Annotated in this window: 16 protein-coding genes and 2 pseudogenes; 5 read left to right on the top strand and 13 right to left on the bottom strand. The window is 71.6% G+C overall.

All coding sequences use genetic code 11. The features are described from left to right. Positions 1-6: 6 nt before the first annotated feature. Complete coding sequence (solA, locus tag LXM90_RS24580; protein ID WP_020093109.1) at positions 7-1,179, bottom strand: N-methyl-L-tryptophan oxidase; 1,173 nt, start codon at positions 1,177-1,179, stop codon at positions 7-9. Positions 1,180-1,373: 194 nt separating this feature from the next. On the opposite strand from solA, the gene LXM90_RS24585 reads away from it, so the two are divergent. Continuing rightward, positions 1,374-2,330 (top strand): GlxA family transcriptional regulator, encoded by a 957-nt coding sequence (locus tag LXM90_RS24585; RefSeq protein WP_020093108.1) that lies wholly within the window; start codon positions 1,374-1,376, stop codon positions 2,328-2,330. A gap of 24 nt (positions 2,331-2,354) precedes the next feature. Here the strand turns inward: LXM90_RS24585 and eutC are convergent, their stop codons facing one another. From eutC to LXM90_RS24645, 12 genes and pseudogenes are all read right to left on the bottom strand, one after another. Beyond that, a complete protein-coding gene (eutC, locus tag LXM90_RS24590; RefSeq protein WP_020093107.1) occupies positions 2,355-3,134 on the bottom strand; it encodes an ethanolamine ammonia-lyase subunit EutC in 780 nt (259 codons plus the stop codon). Beyond that, positions 3,131-4,534: an ethanolamine ammonia-lyase subunit EutB gene (locus LXM90_RS24595; protein WP_020093106.1), complete on the bottom strand. Its 1,404-nt coding sequence runs from the start codon at positions 4,532-4,534 to the stop codon at positions 3,131-3,133. Before LXM90_RS24595 ends, eutC begins: the two co-directional genes overlap by 4 nt. Positions 4,535-4,631: 97 nt before the next feature. Continuing rightward, positions 4,632-5,336 (bottom strand): L,D-transpeptidase, encoded by a 705-nt coding sequence (locus LXM90_RS24600; RefSeq protein ID WP_020093105.1) that lies wholly within the window; start codon positions 5,334-5,336, stop codon positions 4,632-4,634. Positions 5,337-5,595: 259 nt separating this feature from the next. Then, positions 5,596-6,356, bottom strand: a pseudogene (locus tag LXM90_RS24605) (SDR family NAD(P)-dependent oxidoreductase). 21 nt (positions 6,357-6,377) lie between these two features. Then, positions 6,378-7,370 carry an acetamidase/formamidase family protein gene (locus LXM90_RS24610; RefSeq protein ID WP_234081179.1) on the bottom strand — a complete coding sequence of 331 codons (993 nt, stop codon included), beginning with the start codon at positions 7,368-7,370 and terminating at the stop codon, positions 6,378-6,380. Between the two features lie 32 nt (positions 7,371-7,402). After that, positions 7,403-8,113 (bottom strand): ABC transporter ATP-binding protein, encoded by a 711-nt coding sequence (locus tag LXM90_RS24615; RefSeq protein ID WP_020093102.1) that lies wholly within the window; start codon positions 8,111-8,113, stop codon positions 7,403-7,405. Continuing rightward, complete coding sequence (locus LXM90_RS24620) at positions 8,106-8,852, bottom strand: ABC transporter ATP-binding protein (RefSeq protein ID WP_020093101.1); 747 nt, start codon at positions 8,850-8,852, stop codon at positions 8,106-8,108. Before LXM90_RS24620 ends, LXM90_RS24615 begins: the two co-directional genes overlap by 8 nt. Beyond that, complete coding sequence (locus LXM90_RS24625; RefSeq protein ID WP_376738921.1) at positions 8,849-9,913, bottom strand: branched-chain amino acid ABC transporter permease; 1,065 nt, start codon at positions 9,911-9,913, stop codon at positions 8,849-8,851. The genes LXM90_RS24620 and LXM90_RS24625 overlap by 4 nt, the downstream gene beginning before the upstream one ends. 4 nt (positions 9,914-9,917) lie before the next feature. Further along, entirely contained in the window at positions 9,918-10,790 is an 873-nt protein-coding gene (locus LXM90_RS24630; protein ID WP_234081181.1) for an ABC transporter permease subunit, read from the bottom strand. Positions 10,791-10,893: 103 nt separating this feature from the next. Further along, a complete protein-coding gene (locus tag LXM90_RS24635) occupies positions 10,894-12,141 on the bottom strand; it encodes an urea ABC transporter substrate-binding protein (RefSeq protein ID WP_020093098.1) in 1,248 nt (415 codons plus the stop codon). A gap of 35 nt (positions 12,142-12,176) precedes the next feature. After that, entirely contained in the window at positions 12,177-12,818 is a 642-nt protein-coding gene (locus LXM90_RS24640) for an ANTAR domain-containing response regulator (RefSeq protein WP_020093097.1), read from the bottom strand. Further along, the gene (locus LXM90_RS24645; RefSeq protein ID WP_020093096.1) at positions 12,815-13,969 is read right to left on the bottom strand and encodes a transporter substrate-binding domain-containing protein; all 1,155 of its coding nucleotides are present in this window, start codon (positions 13,967-13,969) and stop codon (positions 12,815-12,817) included. The genes LXM90_RS24640 and LXM90_RS24645 overlap by 4 nt, the downstream gene beginning before the upstream one ends. 428 nt (positions 13,970-14,397) lie before the next feature. Between LXM90_RS24645 and LXM90_RS24650 the strand changes: the two genes are divergently transcribed. The 4 genes and pseudogenes from LXM90_RS24650 (at position 14,398) to LXM90_RS24665 (ending at position 18,417) form a co-directional block, all read left to right on the top strand. Beyond that, complete coding sequence (locus LXM90_RS24650; protein ID WP_020093095.1) at positions 14,398-15,015, top strand: glutathione S-transferase family protein; 618 nt, start codon at positions 14,398-14,400, stop codon at positions 15,013-15,015. A gap of 57 nt (positions 15,016-15,072) precedes the next feature. Then, positions 15,073-17,136, top strand: coding sequence for a pyridoxamine 5'-phosphate oxidase family protein (locus LXM90_RS24655; protein WP_026604918.1), 2,064 nt, complete (start codon positions 15,073-15,075; stop codon positions 17,134-17,136). 174 nt (positions 17,137-17,310) lie between these two features. Next, a pseudogene (locus tag LXM90_RS24660) lies at positions 17,311-17,445 on the top strand (DUF1348 domain-containing protein); the annotation flags it as partial. A gap of 81 nt (positions 17,446-17,526) precedes the next feature. Next, positions 17,527-18,417: a LysR family transcriptional regulator gene (locus tag LXM90_RS24665; RefSeq protein ID WP_020093092.1), complete on the top strand. Its 891-nt coding sequence runs from the start codon at positions 17,527-17,529 to the stop codon at positions 18,415-18,417. Positions 18,418-18,476: the final 59 nt, after the last annotated feature.

Raw genomic sequence — 18,476 nt, forward strand, 5'->3', positions numbered from 1 at the left:
GGCGCATCAACTGAAACGTGCCAGAGCGAAGGGCTTGAGATCGACGGTGCTACCGGTCCCAGCCAGCTCCGCGGCGACGGCCTCGCCGATGCCGGCCGAGTGCTTGAAGCCGTGCCCCGAGCAGGCGGAGACGACCAGGATCCGCTCCATCGCGGGATGCCGGTCGATGATGAAGCCGCGGTCGGGGGTCACCGTGTAGACGCAGGCGGCGGCCTGGACGACCTCCGGGGTCGCGCCGGCCAGCCGGTTCGCGACGCGCAGCCGGTACATGTCGTCGGATTCCGACGGATCGACGCGGCGCTCCACCCCGTCGGCGGTGGTGGTGGTGCTGTACTGCTCCGTCGCGACCTTGATGGACCCGTCGAGCGGCGGGAAGCCGTAGAGGTATTCCGTGTCGCTCGTCCCGTACATCCAGATGAAGACCGGCGCGTGCGGCCCGTAGGCGGTCTCGTCCGCGAGCGCGTACCAGTGCAGCAGTTGGCGACGGACGGTCAGGAGCCGGTCGAAGGGGCTCCCGAGCAGGGGGGCCGTCCAGGCGCCCGCGGCCACGACGGCGCGGTCGGCCAGGATGGTCTCCTCCGCCGTCTCGATGCGGACGCCGCTCCCGTCCTGCTGCAGCCCGACCACCGTGCAGTTGGTGCGGATCTCGGCGCCCGCGGCACCCGCGCGGCCGAGCTGCGCCGCGAGGCATCGCTCCGGGAACACGTAGCCGCCGCCCGGCTCGTAATAGGCCTTCTCGTCGCCCGCGAGGTTCAGGAATTGCGGGAAGCGGCGGGCCACCTCCGCCCCTGTCAGCACCTCGTGGACGATGCCGGCGCCCTCCGCGGCGCTGATGGACCGGCCCACGAAGTCCGGTTTGCCGTGGTGCGAGGAGACGCCGTGGCCCGGGGCCATGACGAGCGCCCCGCAGGCGTTCAGCAGGGTCTCGCCCGTCTCGGCCTCCAGCTCGCGCCAGATGCAGTGCGAGGCGGTGACGAAGGGGACGTAGTCGGCGCCCTCACCGACCGCCTGACGGGTGATCCGCGTCTCGCCGTGGCTCGACCCGAGCGCGTGGGGCGGCGCGAAGCGGTCGAGCCCGATGACCGCGGCGCCCCGCTTCGCCAGCTGGTAGAGCGCGGCGCTGCCCATCGCGCCGAGACCCAGCACGGCGACGTCGTAGCGGCGGCTCACGGCCGACACTCCCGCTCGATTCCGGGACGGGCCGCCGCGGCGGCGCGGAACGGAGGAAGATCGGCAGGTCGAGGCATCCGGAAGCGATCTCGCGCGGGACGGGGTAACGGCACACAGCATGATCAATGCCGAGGCGGGCGTTTGACTGAAACGGACGGTTTCCTGCACGTTTGAGCCATCGAGGAGCGGAGGGGGCGTCCGAGATGGAGGCGGAGACCGGGGATCGCCCACAGGAGATCGGCTTCATCCTCGTGCCCGGCTTCGCGCTGCTGTCCTTCGCTTCGGGGTGCGAGCCGTTCCGGGCGGCCAACGAACTTGCCGGGCGGCCGCTCTACCGCCTGCGCTACTTCGGCGAGTCGGAGGGCCGGGTGGCCGCCTCGTCGGGCGCCGAGGTCCCCACCGAGGCGCTGCCGCGCCAGCGCGGCCACCTCCACACCCTCTTCGTCTGCGCGGGCGGCGAGCCGACCGGGTGGGACAGGCCCGAGATCCACGCGACCCTGCGGCGGATGGCCCGACTCGGCGTCCGCATCGGCGGCATCTCGGGCGGTCCCTACCTGATGGCCGAAGCGGGCCTGCTGGCCGATCGCGCGTTCACGCTCCACTGGGAATATGCCGGTGCCACGGTCGAGACCTTCCCGGAGGCGCGCCTGAGCCGGGCGCGCTACGTCGCCGACGGCGATCGCCTGACCTGCGGCGGCGGCGTCGCGCCCCTGGAGATGGCCCACGCCCTGATCGCCGAACGCATGGGCGAGGCCTTCGCCCGGCGCGTCTCCGACTGGTTCCTCCACACCGCCATCGGCGCCGCCGACGACCCGCAGCGGGCCTCCGCGGTCGAGCGCTACGGAATCCACCATCCGGCTCTGCTGGCGGTGCTGGAGACGATGGAGAAGACCGTGGAGGCGCCGCTCGGCCGCCTCGCCATGGCGCGCCTCGCGGCGATCAGCCCGCGCCACCTCGACCGGCTGTTCCTCGACAAGCTCGGGCTCAGCTTCTCGGCCCAGTACAGGGCGATTCGCCTCGCCCACGGACGCCGCCTTCTGCGCCAGAGCCCGCTCAGGATCGGGGAGATCGCGACGGCCTGCGGCTTCACGAGCGCGGCCCATTTCGCCCGCTGCTACCGGTCCCATTTCGGCTGCAGCCCGTCCGCGGAGCGCGCGTGACGTCCGCCCGGGTCGTCCGAGCGGTCAGTCCCGCGCGTCCGGCAGCGCCTTCGGGTCTGCGGGATCGTCCCGGCGCAGCGCGACGCCGCTAGTGCCCTGGGCCAGCATCGCCCGTAGCAGCGCCTCCATCTGCCCGGCGGCCGCCTCGACCGCCAGGCCGCCCTCCCGGATGTTCGAGATGCAGTTCCGCCGGGAATCGGGCAGCCCCGGCGCCGGGCCGAACGTGACGTAGCAGCCCAGGCTGTCGGAGGCCGACAGACCCGGCCGCTCCCCGATCAGAACCACGACGCAGCGCGCCCCGAGTCGCGCCCCGATCGGATCGCCGATCGCTACACGTCCCTGGCTCGCGACGACCACCGGCGCGAGGCGCCAGCCGGCCTGCCACACCCGCGCTGCCAGCGCCGCCGCCGCCGGGACCGCGTTCAGCGCGACGGCCGTCGCCGACAGCCCGTCCGCGATCACGATCGCCACGTCGAAGCCCGGCCCGTGCCCGTCGAGCACCGACCCGGAGTCCGGATCGAGGGTGCGGCCCCTGTCCGGCCGGCGCAGGTACTCCGCCCGGTCGGCCACGGCGGAGCGGACCTCCACCGCGTCGAGGCCCTGCGCCCGCAGCCCTTCGCGGATCGCGGCCGCGTCGAGGGGCGTCCACACCGCCTCGCGGGCGCGGGCATGGTCGAGCCCGAAGGCGAGCGCCGCGCCGGTCGGCAGGCCAGCGCCGTGCGCGCCGAGCGCGATGCGCGCCTGGGTCAGCCCGCGCAAGTCGCGCAGCGTCGGGGGGCCCAGACGGGCCGGCTCGCCGCTCACGCGGCCCGCCCAGGCAGGAGTCGGGACGCCTCCGCCAGGGCCGGGGGCAGCGCGCCCGTCGCGCTGGCCAGCCTGCCCTGCCCGTCCGTGATGCCCACGGCCCGCAGCCACGCCTCGAATTCCGGGGCCGGACGGCGACCCAGGGTCTCGCGGGCGTAGACAACGTCGTGGTGCGACAATGACTGGTAGTTCAGCATCACGTCGTCTGCCCCCGGCACGGTGATGACGAAGTTGACGCCGGCCGCGCACAAGAGGGTAAGGAGGGCGTCCATGTCTTCGCCGTCGGCGTCGGCATGGTTGGTGTAGCAGACGTCCACGCCCATCGGCAGGCCGAGCAGCTTGCCGCAGAAGTGGTCCTCGAGTCCGGCGCGGATGATCTGCTTGCCGTTGAAGAGGTACTCGGGACCGATGAAGCCCACGACCGTGTTGACGAGCAGCGGGTCGAACTCCCGCGCCACCGCGTAGGCGCGCGCCTCCATGGTCTGCTGATCGACGCCCCAGTTGGCGTCCGCGGAGAGGGCCGAACCCTGCCCGGTCTCGAAATACATGAACTGACCGCCCGCCGGGCAGCGGCCCAGCGACCGGGCCGCCTCGGAGGCCTCGCGCAGGACGGCGAGATCGACGCCGAAGCCGGCATTGGCCTTCTGCGAGCCCGCCACCGACTGGAACACGAGATCGACGGGCGCCCCGCGCGCCATGGCCTCGATCGCCACCGTGACGTGGCCGAGGCAGCAGTGCTGGGTCGGCACGTCGAGGCGCAGCCGCAGGGTCTCCAGGAGCTCGACGATGCGGATGTAGTCGGGGAGGGAATCGGTCGCCGGATTGACCCCGATGACCGCGTCGCCGGAGCCCATCAGCAGGCCGTCGAGGGCCGAGATCAGGATGCCCTCGGACGAGTCGGTCGGGTGATTGGGCTGGTTGCGGGTCGCGAGCCGGCCGGGCAGGCCGATGGTCGAGCGGAATCGCGTCACCACCGGCCGCTTGGCGGCGACGGCGACGAGGTCCTGCAGCCGGCAGATCTTGGAGACCGCCGCGACCATCTCGGGCGTGAGGCCGGGCGACAGGGCGGCGAGCGCCGTTGCGTCGGCGGCGGGGGAGAGCAGCCACTCGCGGAAGGCGCCGACCGTGAGGGCGGAGACCAACGCGAAGGCGGCCGCGTCGTGCCGGCGGGCGATGAGGTCCGAGACCTCGTCCTGATCGGAGGGGATCAGCTCCTCGGCCAGGAAGGTCTTGAGCGGCAGGTCCGCGAGGGCGATCTGCGCGGCCAGGCGCTCCACCGGCCCGTCGGCGCAGAGGCCGGCGAGCTGGTCGCCCGAGCGCTCCGGCGTGGCCTTGGCGAGCAGGCTGCGCAGGTCGGGGAAAGTGAAGCGTGTGCCTTCGATCGTCGTCGCGTAGGCCATGCGGGCGCTCCCGGCGCGCTGTCGGACGTCAGCGAACCCGATCCTGCAGGATGTCGGGGCCGCCGGGAAGCGGGGACGGCGCGGACGCTGCCCGCCCTCAGGCCGGCAGCACGACCACCTTCGTCTTCACCGGCGTGCGCGCGTAGAGGTGGATCATGTCCTGGCTGAGCAGGCCGACGCAACCGCTGGTGATGCCCGTGCCGATCGATTCGGCGTCGCTGCTGGCGTAGATCGTGTAGAGCGTATAGGCGCCGTTCTGGTAGAGGTGGAGCGTGCGCGCGCCGAGCGGGTTGTCGAGGCCGCCGGGCATGCCGCGGGCGTATTTCGCGGCCTCGGGCTGGCGCCGGATCATCTCCTTGGGCGGGGTCCAAGTCGCCCACTCGGACTTGCGGCCGACATAGGCGTTCCCGTTCCACAGGAAGCCCTGGCGGCCGACATTGGCGCCGTAGCGGGTTGCGGTGCCGTCACCCTCGATGCGGTAGACGTAGTAGTTGGCGGGATCGACCACGATCGTGCCGGGCGCCTCCGACGAGGCGTACTGGACCGTCCGCCGGTAGTATTTCGGGTTGACCTTGCTGACGTCGACCGCCGGGATCGGGAACTTCTCGTTCGGCATCGGCCCGTAGGTCTTCGCCGCCTCGGCCATGAGCAGGGTGTCGGTCGTCCCGCACCCGCCGAGCGAGAGGGCGCCGATCCCCAGGGCCGAGCCGGCCAGGAACGACCGGCGGCTCAGACGCCCGGCCTCGCGCTCCGGATGCCCGCGCTCGTCGAGGCCGCCGGCCATGCGATCGTCCGTCATCATCGCCCTGGACTTCCCTGTCCTGCAGCCCGGCGCGACCGCGCGGCGTGCCTTTGCCGCGCGAACGGCCAAGCTCGAGAGTGCCGCGTGCCAGCGCACCTGGCAAGCTTGTCCTTACAGAGCCGAGAGCGGCCGAAATGCGTCGCAAGTGTGGTGGATCCTCGCGATCTCCAGACTTCGTCGCCGAACTTGCGTATCGAATGTGCCGCGCGTGCTTCGACTGCCGCAGGCGCCCCCCGGACGGCGACGCCTGTCGGCGGAGTCAGAACTGCACGCCGCGGGTCAGGCTGCCGTCGACCACGAGGTTGGTGCCGGTGATGAAGCTCGCCGCCGGGCTCGCCAGGAACACGGCCGCGCGGGCCACCTCCTCCGGCCGCGCCATCCGTCCCGTCGGGTTCAGCCGGAGCGCCTCGGCGAACAGCGCGGGGTTGCCGGTCTCGATCTGGTGCCAGACGCCGCCCGCGAAGTAGGTGTTGCCGGGCGAGACCGAGTTGGCCCGGATGTTCCGGGGCGCGAGCTGGAAGGCCAGGCCCTGCGCGTAGTGGATCAGCGCCGCCTTGAAGGCGCCGTAGGGCCCCTCCGCGAAGTCGATCTCGCGCCCGGAGACGCTGGAGATGACGACGATCGCGCCGGCCTCGGAGCGCTCGAGGTACGGCATCGCCGCCTCGACCGCCGTGACGGTGCCCATCATGTCGACCGCGAAACCGCTGCGCCACGCCGCCTCGTCGCTGCCGACCGCCAGCGCGCTGACGTTCGGCACCACGATGTCGAGGCCGCCGAGCTCATCGGCGGCCTCGGCGACCCAGCCGCGCAGGGCGGCGGAATCGGCGACGTCGACGGCGCGCCCGGTCGCCGCCACGCCCCTGGCGCGGAGGGCCGCCACCTTGGCGGCGACCTCCGCTCCGTTGCGGGCGCAGAGGGCGACCGCCGCCCCCTCGTCGGCCAGCAGGTCGACGATCGCCGCGCCGATACCTTGGTGCCGCCGGTCACCAGCGCCCGGCGGCCACTGAGCCCGAGATCCATGCCGTCCTCCTCCGTCGCCGATCAGGCGTGGGCGATCGCCTTCGTGATCGAGGCGCCGAGCGTGTATTTCGGATCGACCATGTTGCCGAGCCGCACGCGCCCGCACTGCGTGAGCAGCATGTAGGCGTCGATCTCGTCGAAGCCGAAATCGGCCGCGAGCCAGCGGATCAGCTCCCGGTAGGCGATGCGCGCCGCGTCCTCCATCGGCCGGGACGAGCCGATCGTCATGTAGAAGTCTTCGGTCTCGAGCCGCGGCCAGCGGAAGGTCCAGCCCTTGATCAGGTCGATCTGCACCGTCGTGTGGGTCGGGTGCTCCACCGCGACGCCGCAGAGTTCGCCGTCGCCCTGCGCGGCGTGGCAGTCGCCGAGGTAGAGGAGTGCGCCCTTCGCATTCACCGGCAGGTAGATCACCGCGCCGACGCCCACGTCCGGCAGGTCCATGTTGCCGCCGTAATAGTCCGGCTGCAGCGAGGAGATCGCCTCGATCTCCGGCGAGGTGCCGATCGTGCCGATGAACGGCTGGTAGGGCAACGTGATCCGGTCGTTCCAGCGCACGCCGGTCTCGGCCGTGACCTCGAGCTTGCGCACCCGCTCGGGGAGCGGCGGATTGAGGAGCGCGGTGTCGCCGGTGGCGACGAGGCCGCCGAATTCCGGCATGATCAGCGTCGTGCCGCAGGGCTGCGGGCCGCGCGGCCGGATCGAGCGGATCGCCACCGCGAGGCAGTCGCCCTTCTCGGCGCCGTTGACGTAGATCGGCCCGTTCTGCGGGTTGAGGTAGGGGAAGTTCAGGATCTGCGTCGGGCTGTCGGTCTCGTGGCGGATCTTGCCCTCGAAGGCGTCGTGGGTCTCGACGGTGACGACCGCGCCGGGATCGACGGTCAGCACCGGCTCGGCGAAAGGCCCGTAGACGTAGTGGTAGCGGCCCTGCTCGACCTCGGTGATCCTGTACTCCCGGCCGGGCTTGCCGCCGGCGACGCCCTTGCGGGCCATGATGGACTGGTCGAGCCACTGCATGGTCGTCTCTCCCTTGGTTGTCTGCCGTGTCGTCAGACGGCGAGGTGGCGCCGCACGAGGTCGCGGTCGTCGAGGTCGCGGGCCGTCAGCTCCGCGACGATCCGGCCCTTGTCCATGACGTAGCTGCGCTGGGCCATGGCGCGGATCAGGTCGAGGTTCTGCTCCACGAACACGATCGTCACCCCGGTGCGGTGGTTGAGATCGACCAGGGTGCGGCCGATCTGCTGCACCACCGAGGGCTGGATGCCCTCGGAGGGCTCGTCGAGGAGGATCAGCGCAGGTTCGCCGACGAGGACGCGGCCGATGGCGAGCTGCTGCTGCTGGCCGCCCGAGAGCGTCCCCGCCCGCTGCCCGCGCCGCTCCCGCAGGATCGGGAAAGGCCCGAAGGCGCGCTCGTAATCCGGCCGCTCCCCCTTCGGCAGCAGCGACGCTCCGACCGTCAGATTGTCGACGACGCTCATGCGCGGGAAGACATCGCGGCCTTGCGGCACGTAGCCGATGCCGAGGCGGGCGCGCCGGTGGGCGGCGAGCCCCTCGACCGCCGCACCCCGGAACGCGATGCCGCCCGCGGAGGCGGGCAGGAGCCCGACGAGGCTGCGCATCAGCGTCGACTTGCCGACGCCGTTGCGGCCGATCACCGCCACGATCTCGCCGGGCCGGACCGCGAGGTCGATGCCCTGCAGCACGGGCTTGCCGCCGTAGCCGGCGCGGAGGCCGGTCGTCGCGAGGAGCGCCTCAGGCATCGGCGACGCTCCGCAGCGGCGGCGCGTCCGCTTCCCCGAGGTAGATCGCGGCGACTCGCTCGTCCGCGATGATCGCGTCGGTGGTGCCCTGAGCGAAGATGCGCCCGACATGGAGCACGGTCACCCGCTGGGCGATCTGCCGGACGAAGGCCATGTCGTGCTCGATGGCCAGCACGGCGACGCCGTCGCGGTTGAGCGCCTGCACCATCGCGCCGGTGGCGAAGGTCTCGTCCGGCGACATCCCGGCGGTGGGCTCGTCGAGGAGGAGCAGGCGCGGCTTGAGGCTGATCGCCATGCCGATCTCCAGCCACTGCTTCTGCCCGTGGCTGAGGTTACCGGCGCGGTCGGAGGCCGCCGCGGTGAGATTGAGGAAGGCGAGCAGTCGGCGGATCTCGGCACCGAGCGAGGCGCCCTCGAGATGGTGCTGCAGGGCTATCTCCAGGTTGTGCGCCACCGACAGGCTCGGGAAGATGCCCGGCACCTGGAACTTGACGCTCATGCCCCGCCGGATCCGCGCGAAGGGCTTGAGCGCGGTGATGTCCTCGCCGGCGTAGAGGATCTGCCCCCGCTCCGGCGTGTACTCGCCGAGCAGCAGGCGGAAGAAGGTGCTCTTGCCGGCGCCGTTCGGCCCGATCAGGCAGTGGATCTCCCCCGCCGCGAGGGCGAAGTTCACGTCGTTGGTGACGTGGAGCCCGCCGAAATGCTTGCTCAGATCGCGGGTCTCGAGCAGCGGATTCATCGGCCCACCTCCCGGCGGCGGAGGCGCCCGAGCCCGCGCATGGCCGCCACCACGAGGCCGTCGGGCGCCGCCAGCACCACCACGACGAGGAGCAGGCCCATCACCACCAGGGCGTACTGGCTGCCGTAGATCGTCAGCGCCTGGAAGCCGCCGAGGACCACGAGCGTGCCGATGAGCGTCGCCGTCAGGTCGCCGCGGCCGCCGACCGCGACCCAGATCACCGGCAGCGCGGCGGCGGTGAGCCCCATGCTGGAGGGCGTGATGTACTGGCCCCAGGCGGTGTAGAGGGTGCCGCTCAGCCCCGCGAGGGCCGAGCCGATCACGAAGGCGGCGAGCTGGTAGCGCCGCACGTCGTAGCCGAGCATCTCGGCCCGTTCCGGGTTCTCGCGGATCGCCACCAGCACGTTGCCGAACCGGGCGTTCACCAGGATGCGCAGCGCGAGGTAGACGACGATCAGGAGGCCCAGGAGGCCGTAGTAGAGGGCGACGTCGGGAAACAGCACGACGTCGCCGTCGAGCCACGGCACGGTCAGGGGCGGCATGCCGCTCATGCCGTTGTAGCCGTTGAGGCGCGCCGCCCCGATCTTCCATTCCGGACCGGCGGTCTGCGCCATGAAGCGCTCCAGGGCGAGCGTCACCGACAGGGTGATGATGCCGAGGAACACCCCGCCGATCCGGCCGAAGAACAGGAAGTAGCCGAGGAGCGCCGCCATCACGGCCGAGAGCGCGACCGCCAGCACCAGGGCCGCCAGGGTGAAGCCGTAGGCCGCGCCAACATTGAGCGTGAGCACGCCGTAGGCGTAGCCGGAGAGGCCGAAGAAGGCGGTCTGGCCGAAGCTGAGCGCGCCGCCGTAGCCCCAGATCAGGCACAAGCCGAGCGCCATGAATACCCAGCAGAAGAAGTAGGCGGTGTTGCCGACCGTGTAGCCGTCCGCGAACCACGGGTAGGCCACGGCAGCCGCCACCGCGAGGGCGAAGGCGGTCCAGAAGGCCGGGCCGCGCCCCAGGGTCTGCGGGCCCTCGAGGCGCCGGAGCAGGGTCATCGCCGGAATCATCGCCATGGCTTCAGGCCCGCTCGCGCAGGATCAGGCCCGAGATGCCCCGCGGGAGCACCCGGATCACCAGGATCACCGCGACGAGGAGGCCGATCTGGCCGAAGAGCTGGCCCTGCCACGTCGTGAGCAGCGCCCGCACCGTGCCCAGCACGAGCGCCGCCGGCGCCGTGCCGAGGAAGATGTCGGCGCCGCCGACCACCACGGTGACGAAGGCCTCCATGATGAAGGTCGTCCCCATGGTCGGCACGATGGTCATGGTCGGCGCGTAGAGCCCGCCCGCGAGGCCCGCCAGCGCCGCGCCGAGGCCGAAGGTCAGGGCGTAGACCGTGCGGGTGTCGACGCCGAGGGCCTCGGCCATGTGCGGCACCTGGATGGTGGCGCGGGCGAGCGTGCCGAAGCGGGTGGCGTTGAAGGCGAGGTAGAGCCCGGCCAGCACCGCCACGGCGGCGACCATCAGCACGACGCGGTAGGTCGAGTAGGAGTAGCCGCCGACCGTGAAGCTGCCGAGCGGCGTGCCGATCCCCGGCATGCTGGAGCCCAGCAGCATCAGCGTGCCCTGCGTCGCCGCGAGGCTGATGCCCCAGGTCGCCACGATCGTGTCGAGGGGCCGCCCGTAGAGATGGCGGATGACGAGGCGCTCCATCACCATGCCGACGGCCCCGGCGACGAGTGCGCCGGCCAGGATGCCCAGCGGCAGCGGCAGCCCGGCCCGCGTGGACGCCGCCGTGACGTAGGCGCCGCACATGATCAGCTCGCCGTGCGCGAGGTTGATCACGCCCATCATGCCGAACACCACCGCGAGGCCGCAGGCGGAGAGGACCAGGAACGAGAACGCATCGCCGATCTGGTAGAGGAACGTGAAGGCGTGAGTCAGCAGATCCATCCGGAGGCCCGATCGTGATGGCTGTGGGCCGGGGCCTCGGCCCCGGCGATGTCGCGTCGTCTCCGGCCCGGGGCCGCGGCGCGCGGATGACCGACCCGGCAGGTCAGGGCTTCGGCGGGTTGCTCGGCGTGTACTGCGCCATCGGATCCTTCTGCGTCAGGTCGCAGCCGGCCTTCCCGAGCCAGTAGGGCTGGATGTTGTCCCAGGTCTTCGGGAAGGAGATCGCGTGCTTCTCGTCGACCTTCGCGAGGTAGATCGTGTGGGAGGCGTGCTGGCTCTTCGGATCGATGCAGACCTTGCCCTCCGGCGCGTCCACGCAGACGTCGCCCGCCGCGATGACCTTGCGCAGGTCGGCGCGCTTGGTCGAGCCGTTCGCCCGCTCGACCATCTGCTTGTAGAGGTAGACCGCGAGGTAGGAGTTCTCTGCCTCCTGGTTCACGTACGGCTCGTTCGGGAACTTCGCCTTCCACTTGGCCAGGAACGCCTTGCTCGACGGGCTGTCGACCTCCTCGATGTAGTTCGTGGTCACGTACATGTTGGCGAGGCTCGGGGGCTGGAAGCGCTTGTGCTCGTAGCCCTGGCCGATATTGACCGAGGAGCCCATCGGCACCTTCAGGTTCGCGGCCGCCGCCTGCTCGTAGTAGGAGGCCTGCGCCGTCCCGACGAGCAGCGTCATCAGGATGTCGGGCTTGGCCTTCTGGATGTTCTGGATCGTCTGCGAGAATTGCGACACGCCGAGGGGGATAAATTCTTCCCCGACCATCTCGCCGCCGTTCTCCTTGACGATGTTGCGCACCCACTCGGCCGAGATCTGACCGAAATTGTAGTCGGCCGCGATCGTGTAGACCCGCTTGCCGAACTTCTCCATCATCCACGGGATCAGCGTCGAGAACTGCTGCTCCGGCACCGCGCCCGTGACGACCATGTGGCCGTCGCAGACGCCGCCCTCGTACTGGTTGTTGTAGAACGCGAAGCCGTCGAGCTGGTCGACGATCGGCCGGTAGGCCTCGCGGGACGCGCTGGAGAAGCCCGCGAAGACGGCGTTGACCTTGTCGCGCTGGAGCACCCGACGCATGAATTCCTGATAGCGCGTGTTGTCGGACTGCGTGTCGTAGATCACGAGCTCCAGCTTGCGCCCGGCGATGCCGCCCGCGGCGTTGATCTCGTCCGCGGCGAGCTGGATGCCGTGGACCTTGCCGATGGTGGCGACCGCGAAGTCGCCGGACTGGTCCTCGAGGACACCGAGCTTGATCGGGTCGGCGGCGCGCGCCGCCGGGGCGGCCAGGGATACGCTCGCGAGCAGGGCGGCCGCGAGGGCGGACAGGCGGGATCCGCGGGGCGTTCTCGTCATCGGGTCGTCCTCGTCTACGGGGTGGAGTGCGTGCTTCAGGATCGGGCCAGCCGCGGCGAGAGGGCCGGCGCGGCGACGGACGGACGGGCGCGGACCAGCGCCTCGCAGTAGGCTTCCAGGGGCTGCCGGGCGCGCATGGCGTCGCGCCGCAGCGTCTCGTAGGCCGCGTCGTCGTCGAGGCCATGCTCCTGCATCAGCCGGAGGATCGCCTTGACGACGTGGCGCCGGCCGCGCCGCCGCTCCTCGTGGCGGGCAAGCCGTTCTTCGAGGAGACGGCGCCGGTTGTGCTCGTTCACCGCCAGGAACAGGGCGGCGTAGACCGAGGCGCCGTGGATCGGCTTGCGCAGCAGGCCGGTCGCGCCGAGCTGGAGCAGCCCCTTGAGCCGGCTCGGCGCCTCGACGCCCACGAGCCCGACCACCGGGACCGGCGGCAGGTCGGGCACGGCGCTCGCCGCGAGGCCCGGCAGCGGCAGGTCGCCGTCCACGATGACGATGTGGTGCTCGGGGTCGAGGATCTCGAAATCGAGCCACGGCGCCTCGCCGGCCGGGAGGACCGAGGCCACGGTCAGCCCGAGCTTCATCAGGGTGCCCGCCAGGACGTCCGTGGCGGTGCTCGGCGGCGCGATCAGCAGGGCCTGCGCACCGCTGAAATTCTGGATCAGCCGGGGCGTCGTCATGGCACCACCTTCAGGTGCGGGCGCCGGCTCACCGGCACGACGCGCGGATCACTGCGCACCAGGTAGGGGTCCGGCGCGACCGGCGCCTCGGCCTGCGCCACGATGGTGAAGCGGGCCGCCGCCGTCGAGAGGCCGATCCGGGGGGTCAGGCAGGCGTGGAGGGTCGTCTCGTCGAGGCGCACCGGTCCCTGGGGCGCCTCGAACTCGTCGGCGCAGGCTGCCCGGCGCACCGTCGCGGCCTCCTCGGTCCCGGCCCGCGCCAGCGCCCGCGCCAGGAGATGCACCGCGATGTACGAGGATTCCGCATCCGCCGAGGGGGTCGGGCCTTCGGGGAAACGCGCCGCGTAGGCCGCCATGAAGGCGCGGTTGCGGGGCGTGTCGATCGACGTGAAGTAGACGCTGGAGGACAGGTGGCCGTCGACCGCCTCCGGCCCGATCGCCTCCAGTTCCGGCTCGGCGAGGCTGCAGCTCGCCACCGGCATGGTCCGCGCCTGGTCGATGCCGCGCGCCGCGCAGGCACTCCGGAAGTCGCGGAAGAACCGGTACGCCGAGATGCCGATCAGCGTGTTGAAGACGAAGTCCGGCTTCGCGGCCAGGATCGCCGCGATCACCTGATCGAAGGCAGTCTCGCCCACCGCGAGGTAGCGCTCGCCCGCGACGTCGCCGCCGGCGATCGCCAGCGTCTCCCGCAGGATCCGGTTGTTCTCCCAGGCCCAGATGTAGTTGGAGCCGACGCAGAAGGCCGTGCGGCCGCCCCGGGCGAGGAGGTGCCGCACCAGCGGGACGATGTGCTGATTCGGCGCCGCGCCGGTGTAGACCACGTTCGCCGAGGTCTCGAAGCCCTCGTAATGCGACGGATACCAGAGCAACGCGTCCCGCTTCTCGAAGATCGGGATGATCTCCTTGCGGCTCGACGAAGTGTAGCAGCCGACGACGTGGCGGATCCCCGCGTCGAGGAGCCGCTCGGCGCCGGCGACGTAGCCCGCGAGGGCGCCCTGCGGATCGCGGATCACCGGCTCCAGGACGCAGTCGCCCCGCGCGTTCACCTCGTCGACCGCCAGGAGCGCGCCGTTCAGCATCGCCCGCCCGACGAGACCGTAGGGTCCGTCCGCGGAGAACAGGATTCCGATGCGGTGATGGCTGAGGCCCATGCAATCCTTCAGAACGCAAAAAGCCCGCCAGTGCGGAAGCACTGCGGGCGGCATCGCCGTGAAAGATGGTGACGTATTGGCGCGAAACTGGGCAGCTTTGCCCCGCGCCTGAAAACTAGGCTCCTCGGTAATGGCCTCGGTGTCAAGTCCCGCGCAGTCTTTTCGGAACCGGCGTCTTGATGATTGCTTCCCGGGTCGCGGATCGGCGCCCGCGCCAGGCCCCTCCGCGGCGCCTGTACCCGCGGAGGCGAGGCGGATAACGGCCGCGCCAGGCCGGCGCAGGATCGCTCGGCACCTTTGGCCCGCGCGATTATTCCGATTTCCGGAATTATGAACTGCGGAGAACGCCTATTCTGCTCGCCCGAACGCGGCGGCATTCTCCTCACACGGCCTGGGGCGATCCCGGCCCCCGACGGAGATCCACGGTCATGAAGCTCTACCACCATCCCCTCTCGGGCCACGCGCATCGGGCCCGCCTGTTCCTCTCCCTGGTCGAGGCCCCGCACGAGCTGATCGAGGTTGACCTGAAGGCGGGCGGACACAAGACGCCGGCCTTCCTGGCCATGAACCCGTTCGGTCAGGTGCCGGTGCTCGACGACGACGGCGTGATCGTCTCCGATTCCAACGCCATCCTCGTCTACGTGGCGAAGCGGCTCGGCCGATCCGACTGGCTGCCCGAGGATCCGCGCGCCGCGGCGGCGGTCCAGCGCTGGCTCTCGGTCGCGGCGGGCGAACTCGCCTACGGGCCGGCGGCCGCGCGGCTGATCACGGTGTTCGGCGCCACGTTCCATCCGGAGGAGGTGATCGCCCGGGCGCACACGCTCCTGGGGCGGCTCGAGGCGCATCTCGATGGCCGGAACTGGCTCGCGGCCGAGCGGCCGACCGTCGCGGACGTGGCGGTCTACAGCTACCTCGCCCGCGCCCCGGAGGGGAACGTGGACCTGTCGGGCTACCCGCGGGTCGAGGCCTTCCTGCGCCGGATCGAGGGCCTGCCGGGCTTCGTCCCCTTCGCCCAGACCCCCGCGGGCCTCACGGCCGCGGCGTGACCGGAAGGCCCCGGGCGCACCCGCGCCCGGGAGCGGATGCAGATGGAGGGCGCGAAGATGGCTGACGGTCAGACCCTTGCGACGCTGCCGACCTGGCATGCCGGCGAGACGTCCATCCAGGAGACGGTCGGCGCCGCCGACCGGATGGCGGTGGTCGGCCAGCGGGTGGTGCGGGACTTCATGCCCGATCAGCACCGCGCCTTCTTCGCGGAGATCCCCTTCATCGTGCTGGGCAGCGTCGACCGGCAGGGCGACGCCTGGGCCACGCTCCTGGCCGGCCGTCCCGGCTTCATCTCCTCGCCGACCGCCACGACCCTCGACATCGCCGCGCGGCCGGACCCGGCCGACCCCGCGTTCGACGGCACGGGCGACGGCGGCGCAATCGGCCTCCTCGGGATCGCGCTGGACAGCCGCCGCCGCAACCGCGTCAACGGCCTCGTCCGCTCCACGGCCGGCGGCGTCCTGCACTTCGCCGTCGACCAGAGCTTCGGGAACTGCCCGCAATACATCCAGCTGCGCGACATGAGCTTCGTCCGCGAGCCGGGCGCCCCCGCTCCGGCCCCCGCCGAGGAGAGCGCGGAGCTCGACCCGGAAGCCCGCAGCCTGATCGCGGCGGCGGACACGTTCTTCGTGGCCTCCTACGCCGACCGGGAGGGCCGGCGGCAGGTCGACGTCTCGCATCGCGGCGGCAAGGCGGGGTTCGTCCGCATCGCCGCGGACGGCACGCTGACCATCCCCGACTTCGCCGGCAACCTGTTCTTCGCCACGCTCGGGAACATCTTCCTGAACAGCAGGGCCGGCCTGGTCTTCACCGATTTCGAGACGGGCGATCTCCTGCAGCTGACCGGCGACGCCGCGGTGATCCTGGACTCGCCCGAGATCGCGGCCTTCCAGGGCGCCGAGCGGCTCTGGAGCTTCCGGCCGCGCCGGGTGATCCGCCGACGCGGTGCCCTGCCGCTGCGCTGGTCGTTCCGGCCGGACGGCTGGTCGCCGAACGCGCTGATGACCGGCGACTGGGCGGAGGCCGCCGACCGCGTCCGGGCGGCCGAGCGCGCGACGCAGTGGCGGCCGTTCCGGGTAGCCGAGATCGTCGACGAGAGCCGCACGATCCGGTCCTTCCACCTGACCCCGGACGACGGGGCCGGGCGGCTCCCGCACCGCGCGGGCCAGCACCTGCCGATCCGCGTCACGCTGCCGGGGGCAGACGCGCCAGTCATAAGAACCTACACGCTCTCGGTCGCGCCCTCGGACCCGACCTACCGGATCAGCGTGAAGCGCGACGGCACCGTCTCGCGGCACCTCCACGACCGAGTCCAGGTCGGCGACATCGTCGAGGCGCGCGCCCCCGGCGGCGGCTTCACCCTCGATGCGAGCGCGGCGCGCCCGGCCGTGCTGCTCGCCGGCGGCGTCGGGATCACGCCGCTCCTCGCGATGCTCCGGCACGTGGTCTACGAGGGCCTGCGCACCCGCAAGATCCGGCCGACCACGCTCGTCTACGCTGCCCGCACCCGCGCCGAGCGCGCCTTCGACCGGGAGTTGTCCGAACTCGCCGCGGCGGCGCAGGGAGCCGTGCGGATCGTGCGCGTCCTGAGCGATGTCTCCGATGCCGCGGCTGGCGTCGATTACGAGGCCGCGGGCCGGATCGACATGGCCCTGCTCACGCGGTTCCTGGCCTTCGCGGATTACGATTTCTACCTGTGCGGCCCGTCGGCCTTCACCCAGGCGCTCTATGACGGCCTGCGCGGCTACAACGTGGCGGACGACCGGATCCACGCGGAGGCGTTCGGTCCATCGGGGCTCATCCGCGACACCGGAACGGCGGCGGCCGTGCCTCCGCGGCCACCGGCCTCCACGGAGACGGTGCCGGTCGCCTTCCTCGACACCGGCAAGGAAGCGCGCTGGACGCCGGATTCGGGCAGCCTCCTCGACCTCGCCGAGGCGCGGGGTCTCGCACCGGAGTTCAGCTGCCGCGAGGGCAGCTGCGGGACCTGCCGCACCAAGCTACTGGCCGGCGCGGTGACCTATCTGAGGGAACCGAGCGCACCGGTGGCTGAGGACGAGGTGCTGATCTGCTCCGCGGTGCCCGCGGAGGGCACGGACCGGGTGCAGCTGGCGCTCTGACGCGCGCGACGGCACGGCGCGCGCCGTGTTCCGCCTCGCGGGACCGGCGCCGGCGGATCATCCTGCGCCGCTACCGGAGCCGGGCTGAACCTTCCCCGAGGACAAGGAGCCCATCCTGTCCGTCCGCCGCTGCCGCCCTTCGACGCGCAGAGCACGATCACGAAGGTCCGCCTCGCCGAGGACGGGCTGATGCGCTATCGGCACAGCAGCATCAACGCGTTGCCGATCGCGGAATCGGACCGCGAGTTTCACTGGCCCCTCGGGCGCCGGCCGGACGACCATCCGGACCTGAGCCAATTCGTCTTCTGACCGATCGGCCGGGACGCCGACGCGGCGGGCCGGATCGGGCGTGAGCGTCGCGACACGGCCGCGAGAACCCGGAGCGAGGCTATGGATCGGTGGCAGGCCATGCGCATCTTCGCGAAGGTCGCCGAGACGGCGAGCTTCGCGCAGACCGCCCGCCTCCTGCACATGAGCCCGCCGGCCGTGACGCGCGCCGTGGCGGCGCTCGAGGAGACCATCGGCGCCCGCCTCCTGATCCGGACGACCCGCTCCGTGAAGCTCACGGAAGCGGGCAGCCGGTACTACGAGGATTGCCGGCGGATCCTGGCCGACATCGCCGAGGCGGAATCGGCGGCGGCCGGCTCCAACGCGACACCGTCGGGCACGCTCGCGGTGACGGCCTCGGTCCTGTTCGGACGGATGCACGTGCTCCCGATCGTCACCGATTACCTCGACACCTACCCGACCATGGTGGCGCGGACCCTCTTCGTCGACCGGCCGGTCAGCATGGTGGAGGAGGGAATCGACGTGGCGATCCGCATCGGCCACCTGACCGATTCCGGGTTCACGGCCGCTCGGGTCGGGTCGGTGCGCCACGTCATCTGCGGCGCCCCGGACTACTTCGCGCGGCACGGCGTGCCGGCGACCCCGGCAGATCTCAAGCGCCACCGGATCGCCGTCTCCACCGGGGCCTTCGCGTCGCCGGAGTGGCGGTTCGGCCGGAACGAGCGGGTGGTCGTCCGCCCCACTCTGGAGGGCAACACCAACGAGGTCTCGATCGGCGCCGCACGGTCGGGCTGGGGGCTGGCGCGTGTCCTGAACTACCAGATCGGCCCGGACCTGCGGGACGGCCGGCTGCAGATCGTGCTCGCCGATTACGAGGAAGCGCCGCTGCCCGTCCACGTCCTGTACCCGGAAGGCCGGCACGCGCCCGCGAAGGTGCGGACGTTCGTCGACCTGGCCGTGGCGCGGCTGCGCGCCAACCGGACGCTGAACTGAGAGCAGCCCGGATCGACGACGGTCGCATTGGTCGCAGCCGCGGCCGGGGAAAGGATGGC

Origin of the sequence: Methylobacterium oryzae (assembly GCF_021398735.1) — a bacterium.
Classification (GTDB): domain Bacteria; phylum Pseudomonadota; class Alphaproteobacteria; order Rhizobiales; family Beijerinckiaceae; genus Methylobacterium.

What these genes read in the sequence shown, in the direction of transcription:
- LXM90_RS24585 (WP_020093108.1), top strand. Translation starts at nt 1,374, where the DNA reads ATGGAGGCGGAGACCGGGGATCGCCCACAGGAGATCGGCTTCATCCTC.
- LXM90_RS24595 (WP_020093106.1), bottom strand. Translation starts at nt 4,534, where the DNA reads ATGGCCTACGCGACGACGATCGAAGGCACACGCTTCACTTTCCCCGAC.
- LXM90_RS24600 (WP_020093105.1), bottom strand. Translation starts at nt 5,336, where the DNA reads ATGATGACGGACGATCGCATGGCCGGCGGCCTCGACGAGCGCGGGCAT.
- LXM90_RS24610 (WP_234081179.1), bottom strand. Translation starts at nt 7,370, where the DNA reads ATGCAGTGGCTCGACCAGTCCATCATGGCCCGCAAGGGCGTCGCCGGC.
- LXM90_RS24615 (WP_020093102.1), bottom strand. Translation starts at nt 8,113, where the DNA reads ATGCCTGAGGCGCTCCTCGCGACGACCGGCCTCCGCGCCGGCTACGGC.
- LXM90_RS24620 (WP_020093101.1), bottom strand. Translation starts at nt 8,852, where the DNA reads ATGAATCCGCTGCTCGAGACCCGCGATCTGAGCAAGCATTTCGGCGGG.
- LXM90_RS24625 (WP_376738921.1), bottom strand. Translation starts at nt 9,913, where the DNA reads ATGGCGATGATTCCGGCGATGACCCTGCTCCGGCGCCTCGAGGGCCCG.
- LXM90_RS24630 (WP_234081181.1), bottom strand. Translation starts at nt 10,790, where the DNA reads ATGGATCTGCTGACTCACGCCTTCACGTTCCTCTACCAGATCGGCGAT.
- LXM90_RS24635 (WP_020093098.1), bottom strand. Translation starts at nt 12,141, where the DNA reads ATGACGAGAACGCCCCGCGGATCCCGCCTGTCCGCCCTCGCGGCCGCC.
- LXM90_RS24640 (WP_020093097.1), bottom strand. Translation starts at nt 12,818, where the DNA reads ATGACGACGCCCCGGCTGATCCAGAATTTCAGCGGTGCGCAGGCCCTG.
- LXM90_RS24645 (WP_020093096.1), bottom strand. Translation starts at nt 13,969, where the DNA reads ATGGGCCTCAGCCATCACCGCATCGGAATCCTGTTCTCCGCGGACGGA.
- LXM90_RS24650 (WP_020093095.1), top strand. Translation starts at nt 14,398, where the DNA reads ATGAAGCTCTACCACCATCCCCTCTCGGGCCACGCGCATCGGGCCCGC.
- LXM90_RS24655 (WP_026604918.1), top strand. Translation starts at nt 15,073, where the DNA reads ATGGCTGACGGTCAGACCCTTGCGACGCTGCCGACCTGGCATGCCGGC.
- LXM90_RS24665 (WP_020093092.1), top strand. Translation starts at nt 17,527, where the DNA reads ATGGATCGGTGGCAGGCCATGCGCATCTTCGCGAAGGTCGCCGAGACG.